Annotated in this window: 16 protein-coding genes; 7 read left to right on the top strand and 9 right to left on the bottom strand. The window is 62.9% G+C overall.

All coding sequences use genetic code 11. The features are described from left to right. Positions 1 to 14: 14 nt before the first annotated feature. Complete coding sequence (locus XB14_RS08105; protein ID WP_077961116.1) at positions 15 to 944, top strand: pseudouridine-5'-phosphate glycosidase; 930 nt, start codon at positions 15 to 17, stop codon at positions 942 to 944. Positions 945 to 1,086: 142 nt separating this feature from the next. Here the strand turns inward: XB14_RS08105 and cckA are convergent, their stop codons facing one another. After that, the gene (cckA, locus tag XB14_RS08100) at positions 1,087 to 3,705 is read right to left on the bottom strand and encodes a cell cycle histidine kinase CckA (protein ID WP_077961115.1); all 2,619 of its coding nucleotides are present in this window, start codon (positions 3,703 to 3,705) and stop codon (positions 1,087 to 1,089) included. A gap of 267 nt (positions 3,706 to 3,972) precedes the next feature. Between cckA and XB14_RS08095 the strand changes: the two genes are divergently transcribed. After that, a complete protein-coding gene (locus XB14_RS08095) occupies positions 3,973 to 4,956 on the top strand; it encodes a flagellar biosynthetic protein FliO (protein WP_077961114.1) in 984 nt (327 codons plus the stop codon). Between the two features lie 184 nt (positions 4,957 to 5,140). Here the strand turns inward: XB14_RS08095 and dksA are convergent, their stop codons facing one another. Then, a complete protein-coding gene (gene dksA / locus XB14_RS08090) occupies positions 5,141 to 5,560 on the bottom strand; it encodes an RNA polymerase-binding protein DksA (protein WP_034794589.1) in 420 nt (139 codons plus the stop codon). A gap of 402 nt (positions 5,561 to 5,962) precedes the next feature. Here dksA and XB14_RS08085 point away from each other — a divergent pair, with 402 nt between their 5' ends. From XB14_RS08085 to XB14_RS08075, 3 genes are all read left to right on the top strand, one after another. Further along, a complete protein-coding gene (locus XB14_RS08085) occupies positions 5,963 to 6,472 on the top strand; it encodes a SixA phosphatase family protein (RefSeq protein ID WP_077961113.1) in 510 nt (169 codons plus the stop codon). Between the two features lie 147 nt (positions 6,473 to 6,619). Continuing rightward, the gene (locus XB14_RS08080) at positions 6,620 to 8,116 is read left to right on the top strand and encodes a YcjX family protein (protein WP_077961112.1); all 1,497 of its coding nucleotides are present in this window, start codon (positions 6,620 to 6,622) and stop codon (positions 8,114 to 8,116) included. Next, positions 8,113 to 9,198: a YcjF family protein gene (locus XB14_RS08075; protein ID WP_077961111.1), complete on the top strand. Its 1,086-nt coding sequence runs from the start codon at positions 8,113 to 8,115 to the stop codon at positions 9,196 to 9,198. The genes XB14_RS08080 and XB14_RS08075 overlap by 4 nt, the downstream gene beginning before the upstream one ends. 118 nt (positions 9,199 to 9,316) lie before the next feature. Here the strand turns inward: XB14_RS08075 and XB14_RS08070 are convergent, their stop codons facing one another. Together XB14_RS08070 and XB14_RS08065 are read right to left on the bottom strand one after the other, a co-directional pair. Next, positions 9,317 to 10,108 (bottom strand): molybdopterin-binding protein, encoded by a 792-nt coding sequence (locus XB14_RS08070; protein WP_077961110.1) that lies wholly within the window; start codon positions 10,106 to 10,108, stop codon positions 9,317 to 9,319. Next, on the bottom strand, positions 10,105 to 10,965 hold the full coding sequence (locus XB14_RS08065; RefSeq protein ID WP_077961109.1) for a cytochrome b/b6 domain-containing protein: 861 nt from the start codon (positions 10,963 to 10,965) through the stop codon (positions 10,105 to 10,107). Before XB14_RS08065 ends, XB14_RS08070 begins: the two co-directional genes overlap by 4 nt. Before the next feature lie 237 nt (positions 10,966 to 11,202). On the opposite strand from XB14_RS08065, the gene XB14_RS08060 reads away from it, so the two are divergent. Next, complete coding sequence (locus XB14_RS08060) at positions 11,203 to 11,754, top strand: hypothetical protein (protein WP_077961108.1); 552 nt, start codon at positions 11,203 to 11,205, stop codon at positions 11,752 to 11,754. Between the two features lie 85 nt (positions 11,755 to 11,839). Here the strand turns inward: XB14_RS08060 and folK are convergent, their stop codons facing one another. The 3 genes from folK to folP all read right to left on the bottom strand — a co-directional run bounded on the left by folK (position 11,840) and on the right by folP (position 13,692). Further along, a complete protein-coding gene (gene folK / locus XB14_RS08055) occupies positions 11,840 to 12,364 on the bottom strand; it encodes a 2-amino-4-hydroxy-6-hydroxymethyldihydropteridine diphosphokinase (protein ID WP_077961107.1) in 525 nt (174 codons plus the stop codon). Further along, positions 12,354 to 12,722, bottom strand: a complete 369-nt coding sequence (folB, locus tag XB14_RS08050) for a dihydroneopterin aldolase (RefSeq protein WP_077961106.1) — start codon at positions 12,720 to 12,722, stop codon at positions 12,354 to 12,356. The genes folK and folB overlap by 11 nt, the downstream gene beginning before the upstream one ends. 118 nt (positions 12,723 to 12,840) lie before the next feature. Beyond that, a complete protein-coding gene (gene folP / locus XB14_RS08045; protein ID WP_077961105.1) occupies positions 12,841 to 13,692 on the bottom strand; it encodes a dihydropteroate synthase in 852 nt (283 codons plus the stop codon). A 107-nt stretch (positions 13,693 to 13,799) separates the two neighbouring features. Between folP and XB14_RS08040 the strand changes: the two genes are divergently transcribed. Next, entirely contained in the window at positions 13,800 to 14,429 is a 630-nt protein-coding gene (locus XB14_RS08040; RefSeq protein WP_077961104.1) for a DUF922 domain-containing Zn-dependent protease, read from the top strand. Positions 14,430 to 14,868: 439 nt separating this feature from the next. Here the strand turns inward: XB14_RS08040 and XB14_RS08035 are convergent, their stop codons facing one another. Next, on the bottom strand, positions 14,869 to 15,189 hold the full coding sequence (locus tag XB14_RS08035) for a 2Fe-2S iron-sulfur cluster-binding protein (protein ID WP_065774922.1): 321 nt from the start codon (positions 15,187 to 15,189) through the stop codon (positions 14,869 to 14,871). A 233-nt stretch (positions 15,190 to 15,422) separates the two neighbouring features. Further along, positions 15,423 to 15,791, bottom strand: coding sequence for an Hpt domain-containing protein (locus tag XB14_RS08025; RefSeq protein WP_077961102.1), 369 nt, complete (start codon positions 15,789 to 15,791; stop codon positions 15,423 to 15,425). Positions 15,792 to 15,864 lie beyond the last annotated feature (73 nt).

The raw sequence follows: 15,864 nt of genomic DNA, 5'->3' as shown, positions 1-15,864 counted from the left end.
CCCAAGGAAAGACCATGACCAAACCCGCTTCCCCCTTCCTGCCGATGGAATATTCCGACGAGGTCGCAGCCGCCAAGGCGCGTGGCGCGCCGATCGTGGCGCTGGAATCGACCATCATCACCCATGGCATGCCCTATCCGGGCAACCTGAACATGGCCCGCAGCGTCGAAGCGATCATCCGCGAACAGGGTGCCGTGCCGGCGACGATCGCCGTCATCCATGGCGTGCTGCATATCGGTCTTGACGACGCCAAGCTCGAAGAGCTGGCAAAGACGCAGGGCGCAATGAAGGTCTCGCGCGCCGATCTCGCCTTCGCGATCGCCGAGCGCCGCACCGGTGCGACCACCGTTGCCGCGACGATGATTGCGGCTGCCCGCGCCGGCATTCGCGTCTTTGCGACCGGCGGTATCGGTGGCGTGCATCGCGGCGCTGAACTCAGCTTCGACATCTCGGCCGACCTCGACGAACTCGCCCGCACCGGCGTCATCGTCGTCTGCGCCGGCGCCAAGGCGATCCTCGACATTCCGAAGACGCTCGAAGTGCTCGAAACCCGCGGCGTTCCGGTCGTCACCTATGACAGCGAAATCTTCCCGGCCTTCTGGTCGCGCGACAGCGGCCTGAAGAGCCCGCTGATGCTGAACAGCCCGGCGGCCATCGCCAACTTCCAGAAGATGCGCGAACTGCTCGGCGTCGAAGGCGGCATGCTGGTCGCCAATCCGGTTCCGGAGGCTGCCGAGATCCCGCGCGAGGAAATGGAGATCTACATCGCCCGCGCGCTCGACAACGCAGAGAACGACGAGATCACAGGCAAGGCCGTGACGCCCTACCTGCTCAGCAATCTCTTCGAAATGACCGAGGGCCGCAGCCTCGAAACCAACATCGCGCTGGTCGAGAACAATGCCCACCTTGCCGGCGAGATTGCCGTCGCGCTCAACGCGAAATAACATTCGGCTCTCGCAAGAGACGCAAAAGAAAAGCCCGGAGCGCAAGCCCCGGGCTTTTTTCATTGCTGATTCCTCTGGACCGTCGCAGTGCTCGAGGTCGCCGGAATCGTCTTCGACACGTCGACCGGAACGCACGACGGGTTTAGGAATCGAGCATCTCGCGCACGGAAACCGCTAGCTGCTTCAGCGAGAACGGCTTGGGCAGGAAGCCGAACTTGGCGTCCGCCGGCAGGTTGCGCGCAAACGCGTCCTCCGCATAACCGGATACGAAGATGAACTTCAGGTCCGGGTACTTCTTCCTGAGTTCGGTCAGAAGCGTCGGCCCGTCCATCTCCGGCATCACCACGTCGGAAACGACGATATCGACCGCTCCGTTGAGCTCGTCCATGATGTCGAGCGCCTCGACGCCGGAGCCGGCCTCGTAGACGGTGTAGCCGCGCGTTTCGAGCATGCGCTTGCCGCCCCGCCGCACGGCCTCCTCGTCCTCGACGAGCAGCACGACTGCCGAATCTCCGGTGAGATCGGTCGGCTCCTCGGTCTTGACCACGGGAGCCGCTATCGTCTGCACCACCGGCGCAGCGACGGTCCCGGTGCCTGCCTGCGCGGGCTCCTCGGGCGCAACCGGCACCTCGATATGGCGCGGCAAGAGGATGCGGAAGGTCGTGCCCTTGCCCACTTCCGATTCCGGATAGATGTAGCCGCCCGACTGCTTGACGATGCCATAGACCATCGACAGGCCGAGACCGGTGCCCTTGCCGACTTCCTTGGTCGTGAAGAAAGGCTCGAAGATTTTATCGAGGATTTCGGGCGCAATACCTGTTCCCTGGTCGGAAACTTCGACCATCACGAAGTCTTCGTCCGGCAGTTCACGGCGTCCGAAGGCCGAGACCTCCGCCGCCGGCAGGTTGCGCGTGCGAAGCGTGATCGTGCCGCCGCCGGGCATTGCGTCGCGCGCGTTGACCGCAAGGTTCAGGAGAACCTGTTCGAACTGGCCGAGATCGGTCCGGACCGGCCAGAGATCGCGGCCATAATCCACTTCGACCTTGACGTTGGTTCCGGTCATGCGGTCGACCAGCATGCGCAGGTCGCCGATGACGTCGGTCATGTTGAGAACCGTCGGTCGCATCGTCTGCTTGCGCGAAAACGCGAGCAGCTGCCGCACGAGCACGGCGGCGCGGTTGGCGTTGCGCTTGATCTCCATCAGGTCGGCAAAGCTCGGATCGGCCGGCCGGGCGGACAAAAGCAGGTGATCGGAGGACAGCAGGATCGCCGTCAGTACGTTGTTGAAGTCATGCGCGATGCCGCCGGCGAGCGTGCCCACGGCGTTCATCTTCTGCGTCTGCGCCATCTGGTTTTCGAGCGCCTTCTGCTCGGTGATCTCCAGCGCGTAGATGATTGCCGCTTCCTCCGGTGCCTGATCGGTCTGGTCGATCACGGCATTGACGTAGAAGCGGAAATGGCGCTCGCCATCGGTCGGGTGCAGGGCGTCGATCGGCGCGATGTCGCCCTGCCGGTCCTTGGCGGCCGCCAGCGCCTCGTGCAGGCGGCCCTTCTCGGTCGGATTCACGACGGTCTCGATCAGCGCGCCGCGCTCGACGTCGTCCTGCGAGACGAGACCCGAGAACAGCTTGAGGAACGGCGCGTTGGTCCGCAGGATCCGGCCGTTGCCGTCGACGGAGGCGATCGCCATCGGGGTATTGTTGAAGAAGCGGGTGAAGCGCATTGTGGCGCTCGATGCCGATTGCTCGTTATCCTCGCCGCCCTCGCGCGACATGACGATCGTGCGGCTTTCGCCGGGTGCCCCGTCCCGGGCCGAGGAAACACGGTGGATCATGCGCACCGGCAGGCTCTGGCCGTTCATCTTGCGCAGATCGAGGTCGAGCATCTTGGTCTTCTTGAGACCGGGTTCGGCCTGCACCGCCTGGACGAGCGTCAGCCCCTCGCCGGCCACCAGGTCGCCGATGCTGATCGAGCCGGGCTGGAACTTGGTGAGATCGATGCCGAGCCAATCGGCGAGCGTGGCATTGATATAGAAGATCTCGCCCTTGCGGCCGGCGGAGAAGAAGCCGGCCGGCGCGTGGTCGAGATAGTCGATCGCGTTCTGCAGCTCCTTGAAGAACCGTTCCTGGTCGTCGCGTTCGGCGGTGATGTCGGCGATCTGCCAGAGATAGAGCGGGTTGCGGTCGCTGTCTTCGAGCGGCAGCACGCGCGCCTTCAGCCGGAACCAATGGGCGCCGGAGCCACTGGAGGCGCCGGTCGCCAGCGGCTTCAGCAGGCGGAATTCCTCATGCCCCTCTTTGCCCTCGTGCAGGCCGTTGGTCAGCCGGTAGATCGCCTCCGTCGCCTCGCGGTTGCGCGACAGGATGGTTTCGAGCGACTGGATCCCGGCGGCATTTCTGGCGCCCGTCAGCGCGCCATAGGCAGCATTGGCATAGATGATCCGGCCCTTGCGGTCGGTGACGATCGTTCCGTCCTCATGCGCATCGAGAAAGGCGCGCGCCAGTTCGTCCGGGCGCGACTGCGGCATCACCTCGATGAAGCCGATGACGGAGGATACCAGGAAGAAGATGCCGACCATGGCGAGAACGCCGAGGATGCCGAGCACGATCTCGTTTTCCATCTGGTTCCGGAAGATCACGAAGGCGATGGCCGATACGGTAAGCACGATCGCGAGCAGCACGATCCGCAGCACGGTCCCCGGCCTGACGCCCCGGTCAACAACCGGCATCTGGTAGTCGCCTGACTGCCGCAATTTCGTCATCGGGTCCTCTTATGCGGCCGGCGCCGCGCGCGGGCGCGGCCCAGCCCTTCCGGCCGGCATCCGCTCAATCCGCCGGGCAAATCGGTCAATGCCGACGCGCCCTCGATCATTCGGACAAGAATCATCTTTAACAATCAGAGATAACAGCAAAAAGCACCTCTGCGGAAGCATTGCAGCCAATTCACAGGGAATGTCGGCGAAGTCCTTGTCCGAGCCCGAAAAAAGCCGTCAAATACTGCCACTCGAAGTGCAGAAGGAGTTCAGCCTATGATGGAAACGATCATCGCAGACAATGGCAGCCGGTTCGTCATCGCCGCTGCGGCCGTCGCGATTGGGCTTGTCTGCCTCGTGGCTGTGCTGTGGATCATGCGCAACCGTCCGTCCTCGCCGTTCATCCGCGGCGGCAAGAACCGCCAGCCGCGCCTTGCCGTGCTCGATGCTGCCGCCGTGGACACGCGGCGCCGTCTCGTGCTCGTGCGCCGCGACGATGTCGAGCATCTGATCATGATCGGCGGACCGACGGATATTGTCATCGAGAGCCGGATCGTCGCTCCCGGTGACGAGCGCCCTGCCGTCAGCGAACGCCCTGCCGTTATCGAACGCAAAGTCGCCGAACCGGCGACCGACAGCGCGCCGGCAGTCCGCGAACCCGCCCTGCAGCCCGCTCCGTCGATCCAATCCGAGCCTGTCGCCGTCACGGCGGTCCGCCCCATCGCGCGGAGCGAGGAACAGCCGATCGCCCGCGTCGAGCCGGCAGCGCCCATGCGCGTTGCCGCGGAACAACGCCCGGCAGCCGCACCTGCCCTTTCCGCGGAGCAGCGCCCCATGGCCCGGCCGGTTGCACAGCCGGCGCCCGAGGTCATCCCGTCCGCAACCGCGGTTGCGGCCCCCCAGGTGAACCTCGATGCGGCCGTAAGCCGTCCGACGGCCATGGCCCAGCCCGTGCAGCCGCAGCCCATTCAGATGCAGCCGACCCAGCTCCAGCGCCCAGCAGCCGTCATCCAGTCTCAGCCGGTGCCGACCGCCGGCCTCTCCGATTTTGAACGCCTGCTCGACGCCGAGATCAGCGGCGACCTGCAGCGCCTGGGTCCGGCGACGCCGGTCACTCCGGAGAACCGGGCGCCGACCCTTTCCGGCCGTCAGGAGCCGACACTGGGCGCGCCCGTCGCCGAAGGCGCTCACAAGGAGCCGACGATCGAAGAGGAGATGAACCGCATGCTCGCCGACATCTCCGCAGGGCGGAAGCCCTGATCGGCCTGACGTCGATCGTCAGGCATCGCAACAGCAGCGAGGCACGTTTTCTGAGCCCGGGCGTTGAAGCGAAGAGCCGTTTCACTGAGCCGTTTCACTTCTTTCCTCGGAAGAAATTCGGGACAATGAAAAAGGCGCGGTTTAACCCGCGCCTTTTTTCAGACTGTTACGATAGCCCGAAAGCTTACTCGTCCCGGTAGACCTTTTCCCGCCGCTCGTGGCGCTCCTGCGCCTCGATTGAGAGGGTTGCGATCGGACGGGCGTCCAGTCGCTTCAGGCCGATCGGCTCGCCTGTTTCTTCACAGTAGCCGTAGGTGCCTTCGTCGAGCCGCTGCAACGCCGCGTCGATCTTGGAGATCAACTTGCGCTGCCGGTCCCGGGCTCTGAGCTCGATTGCCCGATCAGTCTCGGAAGAAGCCCTGTCTGCGAGATCCGGATGATTGGCGCTCTCCTCTGCCAAGTGATCCAGTGTCTCGCGTGCCTCACGAAGGATGTCGTTTTTCCAAGCGTTCAACTTGGCCCGGAAGTACGCCCGGTGGTTGGCATTCATGAATTCATCGTCCTCGGACAGGACGAAGGTACTAAGATCGATCTTCTCACTCAACGCGATTCTCCTGAAGAACATCTCATTGCGGCGGTGTATAGACCTATGGAAGCCTTGATTCAAGCCTCGCAACAGACACTCAACCGTATTTTAATATTGCTGGCGTTTCAGGCTAACTGACGAATATTTCATCAAAATTACACATCGGATCTTGATTTCCGACTTCCTTCCACCGAAGCCGCCGCCTCTGCTCGCTGAAAAGTGACAATGATGTGTTTGCGCCATTTTATCGTCCATTTACGACCGCGGCAAAGCGCAGCACCGGCAGTCCCCGAAAAATTACGGCGGCCAGCTTGATCTTTATGGTGCGTACGGGGAAAGGTGACGGTCTGCCGGTCGACGTGAAAACCGGCAAAATTCTACCCTGTCGCTGCAACCGGCAGGCAACGCCGGAACCATTCGATGCAAGACAGCGCACCCAAGGCCCTCCGCCTCTACCTCCTGCGGCACGCGCGTTCCGGCTGGGCGCTGCCGGGGCAGCGCGATTTCGATCGGTCGCTGGACGACGTCGGCTATGTCGATGCGGAACGGCTTGCCCAGATCGCGGCAGACCGGGGCATCCGCCCCGATCGCATCCTTTGTTCGACAGCCGTGCGCTGCCGGGAGACGGCCGAGCCATTCTTCCGCACCGTCAGCGAAGAGCTGGATATCCGCTACATCGATGCGCTCTATTCCGGCCCGACGAGCGTCTATCTCGATCTCATCGACGCGCATAGGCACGTGAACGCGCTGATGCTCGTCGGCCACAACCCGATGATCGAACAATTGCTCTGCCGCCTGGTTGGAGACGATGCCGCCCGCGAGGCGCTTCCCGACGGCTATCCGCCGGCCGGTCTCGCGATTGTGGATCTGCCTGCGGCTGGCGACGTTGCCTCCGCCCGCCTGGTATCGCTGCTGTTGCCAACCTCATAGAGGCGCGCCGAAAGAAGAAATGCCGTGTGCGCGTTGCGGCGCCGGAATTAGTGCCTATATCGCGGAGGCAGCCCGCAATCGATCCTCATTCGGCGGGCTCGATGATGCGAACGACCCCGGGAAACACGCCGCAAGAAAGACCAAGACTTGGCGCCTAACCTGACCAGCTTCAAAGACGATGCGCTGATTGCGCTCGACAACCTCACCGATCGCGCCTCCGGCCTCGTCAATCCCTCGATCCGGCTTGGCGTCACCGGCCTTTCACGCTCGGGAAAGACCGTCTTCATCTCGTCGCTTGTGCACAATCTGCTGAACGGCGGGCGCTTGCCGGTGTTCGAACCGGTGCGCTCGGGCCGGGTCTCGAAGGTCAGGCTCGAGCCGCAGCCCGACGATGCCGTGCCGCGCTTCCAGTATGAGGATCATATCGCCGCCCTGGTGCGCGATCGCATCTGGCCGGACTCGACGCGCGCCATCTCGCAGCTGCGCATCACCCTTGAATATGAAAGCGCCAGCGGCTGGAACCGGCTGTTCTCACCGGGCCGCCTCTCGCTCGACATCGTCGATTATCCCGGCGAATGGCTGCTCGACCTGCCGCTGCTCGCGCAGGATTTCCGTCAGTTCAGCAACAATTCCGTGGCGCGCGCCCGTGCGCCTGGCCGTGCGAAGTTGTCAGCCGAATGGCTGACGCTCGCCTCCTCCGCCGGATCCACGGCGACCGCCGACGAAGGCAGCGCCCGCCGGCTCGCCGAGAGCTTCACCGGCTATCTCAGGGCATGCAAGGCGGACGAGCGCTCGCCCTCGACCCTGCCACCCGGGCGCTTCCTCATGCCGGGCGACCTCGAGGGCTCGCCGGCACTCACCTTCTCGCCGCTTCCGGATCTGCCCGAGGGCCGCGCGCCGAAGGGCTCGCTCTGGGCGATGATGGAGCGGCGCTACGAAGCCTATAAGAAGCATGTCGTGAGCCCGTTCTTCCGCGAGCATTTCGCGCGCCTCGACCGGCAGATCGTGCTGATCGACGCCCTGCAGGCGATCAACAACGGGCCGGAAGCGCTGCTCGATCTCGAACAGGCGCTGGCCGACGTGCTCGCCTGCTTCCGCCCCGGGACCAACAGCTGGCTCTCCTCCTTCCTGACCCGACGGATCGACAAGGTACTGATCGCCGCAACCAAGGCGGATCACCTGCATCACGAGAGCCACGACCGGCTGGAACGCATAGCCGCGCGCCTGGTCGATCGCGCCGCCGAGAGCATCGGATTGAGTGGCGCCGGCCTGGAGGTCATGGCGCTCGCATCGGTCCGGGCGACCCGCGAGGCAACCGTCAACCACGACGGCCATGCGCTGCCGGTCATCGTCGGCACGCCGATCGCCGGCGAGAAGATCAACGGTGAAATCTTCGACGGCGAAAAGAAAACAGCGATATTTCCCGGTGACTTGCCGGAAGATCCTGAAGTGCTCTTCAAGACGATGGAAACCCGGTCCGGCGCGACGACCTATATCGAAAGCCCTCATCCGCTGCCGGAGCTCAGCTTCGTTCGCTTCCGGCCCCCGCATCTTGAGGAAACCGGTGGCGGCCTGAAGCTGTCGGTACCGCATATCCGGCTTGACCGAGCCATGCAATTTCTGTTCGGAGACCGGCTCGCATGAGTGACGACAGCAACGGTCGCAACCGCCGCCCCGGCGCCTTTTCAGTTGGTGAGGAAAAGCCCCCTGAGGCCGGTCCGCAGGTACGCACGCGACGTGCGCCTGCAAGTTTCGACGACAATGTCGTGCTGACGCCCGATACGGAAGACCCGTTCCGCGAGACCACGCTTGCGGTCGAGGCCCTCGCTTTGCCCGAGGCAAGTCCCAGAAAGCGTCGCCTGTCGGTCGGCAAGATCGCGACCGGCGCGCTCGGCATCATCCTGTCGCTGGCTGCCGGCCTTTGGGTCGACCGCCTGCTTCGTGATCTCTTCGCGCGCGCCGATTGGCTCGGCTACACCGCCCTCGCCGTCGTGGCGATCGGGCTCCTGGCACTTCTGATCCTCGTTGCCCGCGAATTTTCGGGCCTGATGCAGCTCACCGCTATCCAGAAGCTGAAATCGGAAACGGAAGCGGCGGCGGCTTCGGCCAATGCGAAACCCGCGCGCGCGGCGCAGACGAAGCTCGTCCACCTCTTGGCCGGCAATCCGCGGACGGCGCGCGGACGCACGCGGCTGAAGGAGAGCGAAGGCGAGATCATCGACGGACCGCACGTGATCGAACTCACCGAACGCGAATTGCTGAGCCCGCTCGATCGCGAGGCGCGCCGCCTCATTCTCGCAGCCTCCAAGCGCGTGTCGATCGTCACGGCGGTCAGTCCGCGCGCGCTCGTCGACCTCGGCTATGTACTCTATGAATCCGCCCGCCTGATCCGCGCCATGGCCGAGCTTTACGGTGGGCGCCCCGGCACCCTCGGCCTCCTGCGGCTGATGCGCGACGTCATCGCTCATCTTGCCGTCACCGGCTCGATCGCTGCCGGCGACAGCCTGATCCAGCAGGTGCTTGGCCACGGGCTTGCTTCGAAACTCTCGGCCCGCCTGGGCGAAGGGGTCATCAACGGCCTGATGACGGCGCGCATCGGCATTGCCGCGATGGATCTCTGCCGCCCCATGCCGTTCCGCGCGCTGAAACGTCCCGGTATCGGCGACTTTCTCTCCGACCTCAGCCCCGGTGCCGGACGCGTCACCGGTGACAGCGGCGAGAAGTAGCGCGCTCGCACGGCACTAGAGCGCCGTGCGTTCATACGAACGCACAAAGGACGCTGTAGCACTCTGATTCTAGAGCATCTTTCCGCCCGCAAGTGATTCCACTTGAAGGCAGGATGCTCTAGATCCCCGCATACCAGTCGTAGCCGAGATCTTCCCAGTAACCACCGCCGCCACGCCCGAAGGGCGCGAGATCGGCAGTGATTTCGATCGCGCGGATGTATTTCGCCATCTTGTAACCCAGCTGGCGTTCGACCCGGACCCGCAGCGGTGCGCCGTTGGCAACCGGCAAAACTTCATCGTTCAAGCCGTAGGCGAGGATCGTCTGCGGATGGCGCGCATCGACCATGTCGATCGATTCGTAGTAGGCAACCGAACCGGCAAGCCCGAGCGGCATGCTGTCGAAGCAGTGGAAGACGACATAGAGCGCCTCGGGCTTCACCCGGGCTTCATCGAGGACACGAGAAAGGGCAACGCCGCTCCACTTGGCAATGCAGCTCCAGCCTTCGACGCAGTCATGCCGGGTGATCTGGGTGCGCGACGGCATGTTGCGAAGCTCTTCGAGTGTCAGGTGCAGCGGTCGCTCGACCAGGCCGGAAACATGAAGCCGATAACCGGCGAAATCGTCCTGCTTCAGCGCGAGATAGGTCGCATCACCCGGGTCGGTGGAGCCGTTCGGTCGTTGCGCCTGCCGGATCTCGCTCTCGGCAAATTCCGGCGCCAGCCGATCAGCCGGGACCAGCAGCCGCTGTGCTCGGTAAGTAAGGCTGTTGGCGGATGCGAGAAGGCGGCGCACAGGACTGTCGTTGACAATGAGGCCGTCGAGCGCGTCGCACCCGGCAAGCGGCAACGACGAGACCGTTGCCCCCGCCGCCGTCAGGAAGCGCCTGCGACTGAGGAGGAACGCGCTCATGTTCGTCCTCCCCGGTCCACCGAACGCCTGATGCTATAACGTCCTGTTATCATCGACCGCATCTCGTTGATCGGACCGGCGGCAAACACCATGGCGATGTGCACTGCGAAGAAGCCGAGGAGCAGAAGCATTACGACGAAGTGGATCGTGCGAGCCGTCTGCCTGCCGCCAAAGAGTTGAACCAGCCAGGGCCAGCCGGCGTCCATGCTCGGCGACATCGTCAGCCCGGTCATGATCATGAGCGGGAAAAAGACCAGAAGAACAATGGCGTAGGAGAGTTTCTGCAAGCTGTTGTAACGCCCGTCATGTTCGAAGCGAAACCGCAGATGCGCGACGAAGGCCGCGGGCAAGGCGCGGATATCGGCCAAACCGGGAAGAATGTCCCGCCGTAGGTGACCGTTGATCGCGCTCCCGACCAGCCAGACGGCGTAGACGGTCGCAAGGATCCAGGCGAAGAAGAAATGCACGACGCGGCCGGTGGCGAGGTCCTGGTAGGAGGGCACGGTCAACCAGGCCGGAAAGGCCCGATAGGCTCTCTCTTTTTCCGGCCCGCTGACGCCAAGGACACCGGTGGTGTCAAAGCTCAGCCCCAATACGGTCGTCAGGCCGCGAACCTCACCGCCTCTCTCGCGAACAGGGCTTATCGACAGGACGCTGTTATCGTAGGCAAAGCCCGATTGCTGCCCGACATAGAGCACCGGATGCGCGTTGAAGATCTGCAGGCCGCTGAGGAACAGAAAGAACAATGCACCGGCCCATCCCCAATGGGTAAGCCGCGTGGTCAACCGGTGCCGCGATATCACCGGGCTTGGCTGCGCCTCCGACGCCGTCGATTCGGAATCATGTGCCGTTGTCATGGGAAATCTCCCGTTTCCCATGGCTATACGTAGCGCGATTGGGGCAAGTTTCATGTCCCCGCACAATGCCTGCCGAAATCCGCCAACCCCCTGTATTTCCAAAGCCAAGAATGCTGTGGTCAATGCGATTTTCGGCCACAAAGAAGCCGCAACGCACACCGCGCAGAAACCGTCCATTAACCATTTGCGCGCAAATGTGGCTTTCAGTTTCGGACGTTGACCCATCAAGGATCGTTTATGTTCTCGCGCCCTTCTTTGATCGCTCGCGGCGCTGCCGCCTTCGCGCTTGCAGCCACCGTCGGCCTTGCGACACCGGCTTTCTCCGGCGCCAAGGACAAGGCCTTCTTCGAGAGGGTCTCAGGCCAGTGGAAGGGCCCGGGCGAGATCGTCGCGGGCAAGTACAAGGGCACCAAGTTCACCTGCGATCTCTCAGGTGAACCGGTCGCCGGCGACGATACCGGCATCAAGCTCGACGGCTTCTGCCGCGTCGGCGTGTTCAAGCAGCCGATGTCGGCACTGATCACCCAGAAGGGCAACACCTATACCGGCAAATTCCTCGACGGCGCCGACGGCAAGGGCCTCGATATCGTTTCCGGCAACGTCGCCAAGGACAAGGTGGTCGTCGGCATCAACCGCAAGAAGTTGAACGGCGCCATGATCGCGCGTCTCCAGGACGACCAGACGATGAACATCACCATCTCTGTCAAGGTCGAAGAGACGATGGTCCCCGTCATCGGCGTCAGCCTCAACCGCCAGATCGACACGATCGCCGTCGGTTCGATCAAGTAACGTCAAACGCCCGATCAAACGACAAAGCCCCGGCATCGACCGGGGCTTTGTCGTTTCGAGTACATTGCGAACATGAGGGGCTCGCTCAGCCTTTCGAGCGCCACCAGCCGGCATCCTCGTCGGCCACCTCAATTCCCGCGACATCCGCGTCACGCAACCAGGCTCCGACCGGACGCCCGCGTACCGTCATCCCCGACGCAAAGTCGGCAAGCGGCATCAGCACGAAGCCACGATCCGTCATTCTGGGATGCGGCACTTCCAGCCTTGTTTCCGCCTGCGCCACCCCTTCATAGGTCAGAACGTCGATATCGAGCGTGCGCGGTCCCCAGCGCTCGTCGCGCACCCGTTTCATCGAACGCTCTATGTCGAGGCAGGCGTCGAGCAGAGCCTCCGGCTTCAAGGTCGTCCTGACTTGAGCGCACGCGTTGAAGAACCATGCCTGGTCCGTCTTTCCCCACGGTGGCGTTCGATAGAGCCGCGACACGGCCTCGACAACGCAGTCTTTGCGCGCATCGAGCGCCTGGAGGGCTTCGCTCATCGCCTTGCGAGGATCGCCTAGATTGCCACCGAGGCCGAGCGTGGCGACGCGCCAGTCAGCCTCAGACGACATGCTCGACCGTCACTTCGACATAGTCGAGCACGCCCGGCACGGGCGCATTCGGCTTGCGGATGGAAACCTTGGCGCGCTTGATCTGCGGAAAGCGGACACAGAGGGTCTTTGCCACTTCCAGCGCCAGCGCCTCGATCAGATAGCGGCGCCGCCCGGTAACGATGCGCTCGATCTCCTGGAAGGCGATGCCGTAGTGCACGGTGTCTTCGATCGAGTCGTCGACCAGCGCCGTTCCCTGCTCCACCTCCAGTTCGGCGTCGACGAAGAAGCGCTGCCCGAGCAGTTCCTCCTCGTCGAAGACGCCATGACGGGCGAAGAAGGCACAGTTCTTGAGAGTGATGATGTAGGTCGGGCTCATGCTTCTCCGTCCCGTCGATTGTTTCTGGATCGCGATGATTTTTCGTCCGATCGACCCAAATCATGACCGTGATCATTTTTGTTGGAGCGGACTGCGGGCAAAACGGTGCGCACCTTGCTCACCCCGCTCTGGCACTGAGCATAGCATCCGCCACTGCCAGCGCATCCTTGCTGTTTGCGACATCGTGTACGCGGAAAATCGCAGCACCGGCAACGCGCAGCAGCGCCGTCGTCGCGGCCGTCGCCACATCCCGGTCGGCAGCCTCGCGGCCACTGATCGCCCCGACGAAGCGCTTGCGCGATGTTCCGACGAGGAACGGCAACTCGAAGCGGTGCAACTCGCCGAACCGCGCCATCAGCTCCAGGTTTTCGTCGGTATCCTTGGCAAAACCGAAGCCCGGGTCGAGCACGATGCGATCCCGCTCCACGCCGGCCGCCCGGGCGATCTCCAGCGAACGCTCAAGGAAATGAAACTGATCGGCGACCACGTCGGGCAGTTTGTCCCGATCCCGGCCGGTATGCATGATGCACAACCCGGCCCCGGTGGCTGCGGCCACAGCGGCGATGTCCGGTTCGCGCTGCAGGCCATGCACGTCATTGACGATATGCGCGCCGGCCTCCACTGCCATGCGGGCGGTTGATGCTCTGTATGTGTCGACCGAGATCACTGCATCGGTATCGCGCGAAAGCGCCGAGATCACCGGCAGGATGCGCGCCTGTTCTTCCTCGGCGCTGACGGGGGCTGCGTCCGGTCGCGTGGATTCCCCACCGATGTCGAGGATCAAAGCGCCTTCCTCCAGACAACGCACGCCCTGTGCTGCCGCGGCAACGGCGTCGATGAAACGGCCGCCATCGGAAAAAGAATCCGGGGTAACATTGACGATCGCCATCAAAACGCCACGCGGGCCGAGTTCGAGGCTGCGCCCATGCGCAAGCTTCCAGCTAAATTTCTGAAATGGATTGTAAGTCATTTTCCCTCACGATCCGCATACGGCCGGGAGCTATCGTTTTGCTGTTGCACCGGCGCTGGCTATGCCCCAAGCTTGATTGAAGTTCAACCGAAGAGAACCACGCATTGATGTCCCGAGTACGCGTCCCGTTCAAAGTCGTCCTTCTGACCCTCCTGGTTGCCACCCCGCTCGGTGCAGCCTCGGGTGAAACCGTCGTCAACAAAAGTTTTTCGTATTTTTCGATCGGTGGCAGAACGGCTGAAGAACTGGACAAGGCATTGTCGGCAAGCGGACCGCTGATGAAGTCGACTGGCGCCCGCCACCCGGGTGCCACCCGCATCAAGTTCGGCGGCTCGATCACCTATGTCAGCCGCAACGGACGCTGCGCCGTCGGCTCGGCGCGCGTCACCCTCAACACGCGCATCATTCTGCCGCGCTGGAAGTACCGCCGCCAGGCCGGCCGCGACCTGGCTCTCGTCTGGGACACGCTGTCGAGCGACATCAAGCGCCACGAGGAGCGCCACGCGGAAATCGCCCGCAATCACGCCCGCCGCATGGAAAAGATGTTCCTCGCGCTGAAGCCGCAGGACACTTGTGAAGAGATGCAGGCAAGCGTCGCCCGCGTAAGCGCGACCGCAATCGAGGCCCATGACAAGGATCAGGCCCGCTTCGACCGCACCGAGGCCGCCAACTTCGACAAGCGCATGATCCGGCTGCTGCAATACCGCTTGGAAACGCTCAAGAAAGCGCAACAGTAGGTAGCAACGCCGACGCCCTGAAGAAGAGCCTGACTATAGTCCTGGCCCGGCATATTTCGGCGGCAATACCCACAGTATTTTATTGGTGAAATATAACGATGGCTGCCGGCCAGCGACTCATCTATATTCAAACCATGGAAAGAGGGGCCGGGACAAAGACTAGCCCCACGAAGAGAATAGATTAAGCGCGACGCGGTCGCGGCGCGATAAGCTTAGATGTTGCCTTTACTTTGAATTGCGCAACGTTGTTCACTTGAAAAGAAAAAGAAGAAATCGAACAGCGGAGCCGGAATGGGTTCTCCTGGCGTGTCTTGGTGCAGCAGATGTTCCCTCCCTCATCTGTATGCGATGCGCCCTCCTCGCCTCGCTTGTCCAACGACCGGCGAGGCGCTTTTTTTGCGGGGATCTCAGAAGCAAGGCGTATGAGGCAGGCGCGGCGTTAGGCCTGACGCTCCGGCACGTGGACGACGAGACCGTCGAGTGCATCGCTCATCTTGATCTGACAGGAAAGCCGCGACGTCGGCCGCACGTCGTAGGCAAAGTCCAGCATGTCTTCTTCCATGGCTTCCGGGGCGCCGACGGTCGCCGCCCAGGCATCGTCGACATAGACATGACAGGTGGCACAGGCGCAGGCCCCGCCGCATTCGGCTTCAATACCGGGAACCGAATTGCGCACGGCGTTTTCCATGACCGTCGAGCCGTTCTCGACATTAAGTTCATGGCGCGCGCCATCAAAGGCAACGATGTTAAGTTTTGTCATGTCTCTTTCCGGAATGAACTGTTGGATTGGCCGGGCGCAAGGCCTTTTGAGAAGGAACGCCGCGGGCGCAAATTCAGGGAAAGTTCTTCCAACAAATCGGCCGGCCAGTCAACAACGGCCATCATTCCGTGCATCGCTGCGGCCGCGACCACCGTGGGCGCGATGCCTTGCTGTAGGAAGCGGGGATCGATCGGCGGATCGGGGCCGGCATGGCCCCCATCCATCCTTGAGCCTTAGCGGCAGAGCTTCAGAATGAAGAGTTCGGCTTCGAGTACGGCGTCTGCGAGCCTGTCGCAGAACGAGGCTTCGGCCGGATTGTGTTCGATCGCACCGGCGACGCTCGCGACATCCACTGCACCAACCGCGAGGGCTGCGCCCTTCAGCCGGTGGGCGGCCTGGGCGCGCACGATGCCCTCGCCCTCGACGATCTCCTTCAAGACCTGGCGCGCCTGGCGCGCAAAGAGTTGCAGCACTTCGATTTCGAGCGCCTTGTCACCCATCGTCTGAACGGCGAGATGCGCAAAGTCGATCGGCTTTTTGCCTGACGCAGAAGAGTTTCCCGGACTATCCGGGGCTTCAAAGGCAATCCTGAGGGCCGCCATGAGCCAATTTCCCTATTGTTTGTTTGATGTTGGTCTGTTTCCGGCATCGCTTCACAAGGAGCGATGCCGCCGC

The sequence above is a fragment of the Ensifer adhaerens genome, assembly GCF_002007205.1.
In the GTDB taxonomy this organism is placed as follows: domain Bacteria; phylum Pseudomonadota; class Alphaproteobacteria; order Rhizobiales; family Rhizobiaceae; genus Ensifer; species Ensifer adhaerens_D.
The sequence above is the reverse complement of the archived record's forward strand: the minus strand, read 5'-3'. Positions and strand labels throughout refer to the sequence as shown.

Bases quoted from the DNA above. Each gene is read 5' to 3' on its own strand.
- XB14_RS08105 (WP_077961116.1), top strand. From the start codon at position 15: ATGACCAAACCCGCTTCCCCCTTCCTGCCGATGGAATATTCCGACGAG.
- cckA (WP_077961115.1), bottom strand. From the start codon at position 3,705: ATGACGAAATTGCGGCAGTCAGGCGACTACCAGATGCCGGTTGTTGAC.
- XB14_RS08095 (WP_077961114.1), top strand. From the start codon at position 3,973: ATGATGGAAACGATCATCGCAGACAATGGCAGCCGGTTCGTCATCGCC.
- XB14_RS08085 (WP_077961113.1), top strand. From the start codon at position 5,963: ATGCAAGACAGCGCACCCAAGGCCCTCCGCCTCTACCTCCTGCGGCAC.
- XB14_RS08075 (WP_077961111.1), top strand. From the start codon at position 8,113: ATGAGTGACGACAGCAACGGTCGCAACCGCCGCCCCGGCGCCTTTTCA.
- XB14_RS08070 (WP_077961110.1), bottom strand. From the start codon at position 10,108: ATGAGCGCGTTCCTCCTCAGTCGCAGGCGCTTCCTGACGGCGGCGGGG.
- XB14_RS08065 (WP_077961109.1), bottom strand. From the start codon at position 10,965: ATGACAACGGCACATGATTCCGAATCGACGGCGTCGGAGGCGCAGCCA.
- XB14_RS08060 (WP_077961108.1), top strand. From the start codon at position 11,203: ATGTTCTCGCGCCCTTCTTTGATCGCTCGCGGCGCTGCCGCCTTCGCG.
- folK (WP_077961107.1), bottom strand. From the start codon at position 12,364: ATGTCGTCTGAGGCTGACTGGCGCGTCGCCACGCTCGGCCTCGGTGGC.
- folB (WP_077961106.1), bottom strand. From the start codon at position 12,722: ATGAGCCCGACCTACATCATCACTCTCAAGAACTGTGCCTTCTTCGCC.
- folP (WP_077961105.1), bottom strand. From the start codon at position 13,692: ATGACTTACAATCCATTTCAGAAATTTAGCTGGAAGCTTGCGCATGGG.
- XB14_RS08040 (WP_077961104.1), top strand. From the start codon at position 13,800: ATGTCCCGAGTACGCGTCCCGTTCAAAGTCGTCCTTCTGACCCTCCTG.
- XB14_RS08035 (WP_065774922.1), bottom strand. From the start codon at position 15,189: ATGACAAAACTTAACATCGTTGCCTTTGATGGCGCGCGCCATGAACTT.
- XB14_RS08025 (WP_077961102.1), bottom strand. From the start codon at position 15,791: ATGGCGGCCCTCAGGATTGCCTTTGAAGCCCCGGATAGTCCGGGAAAC.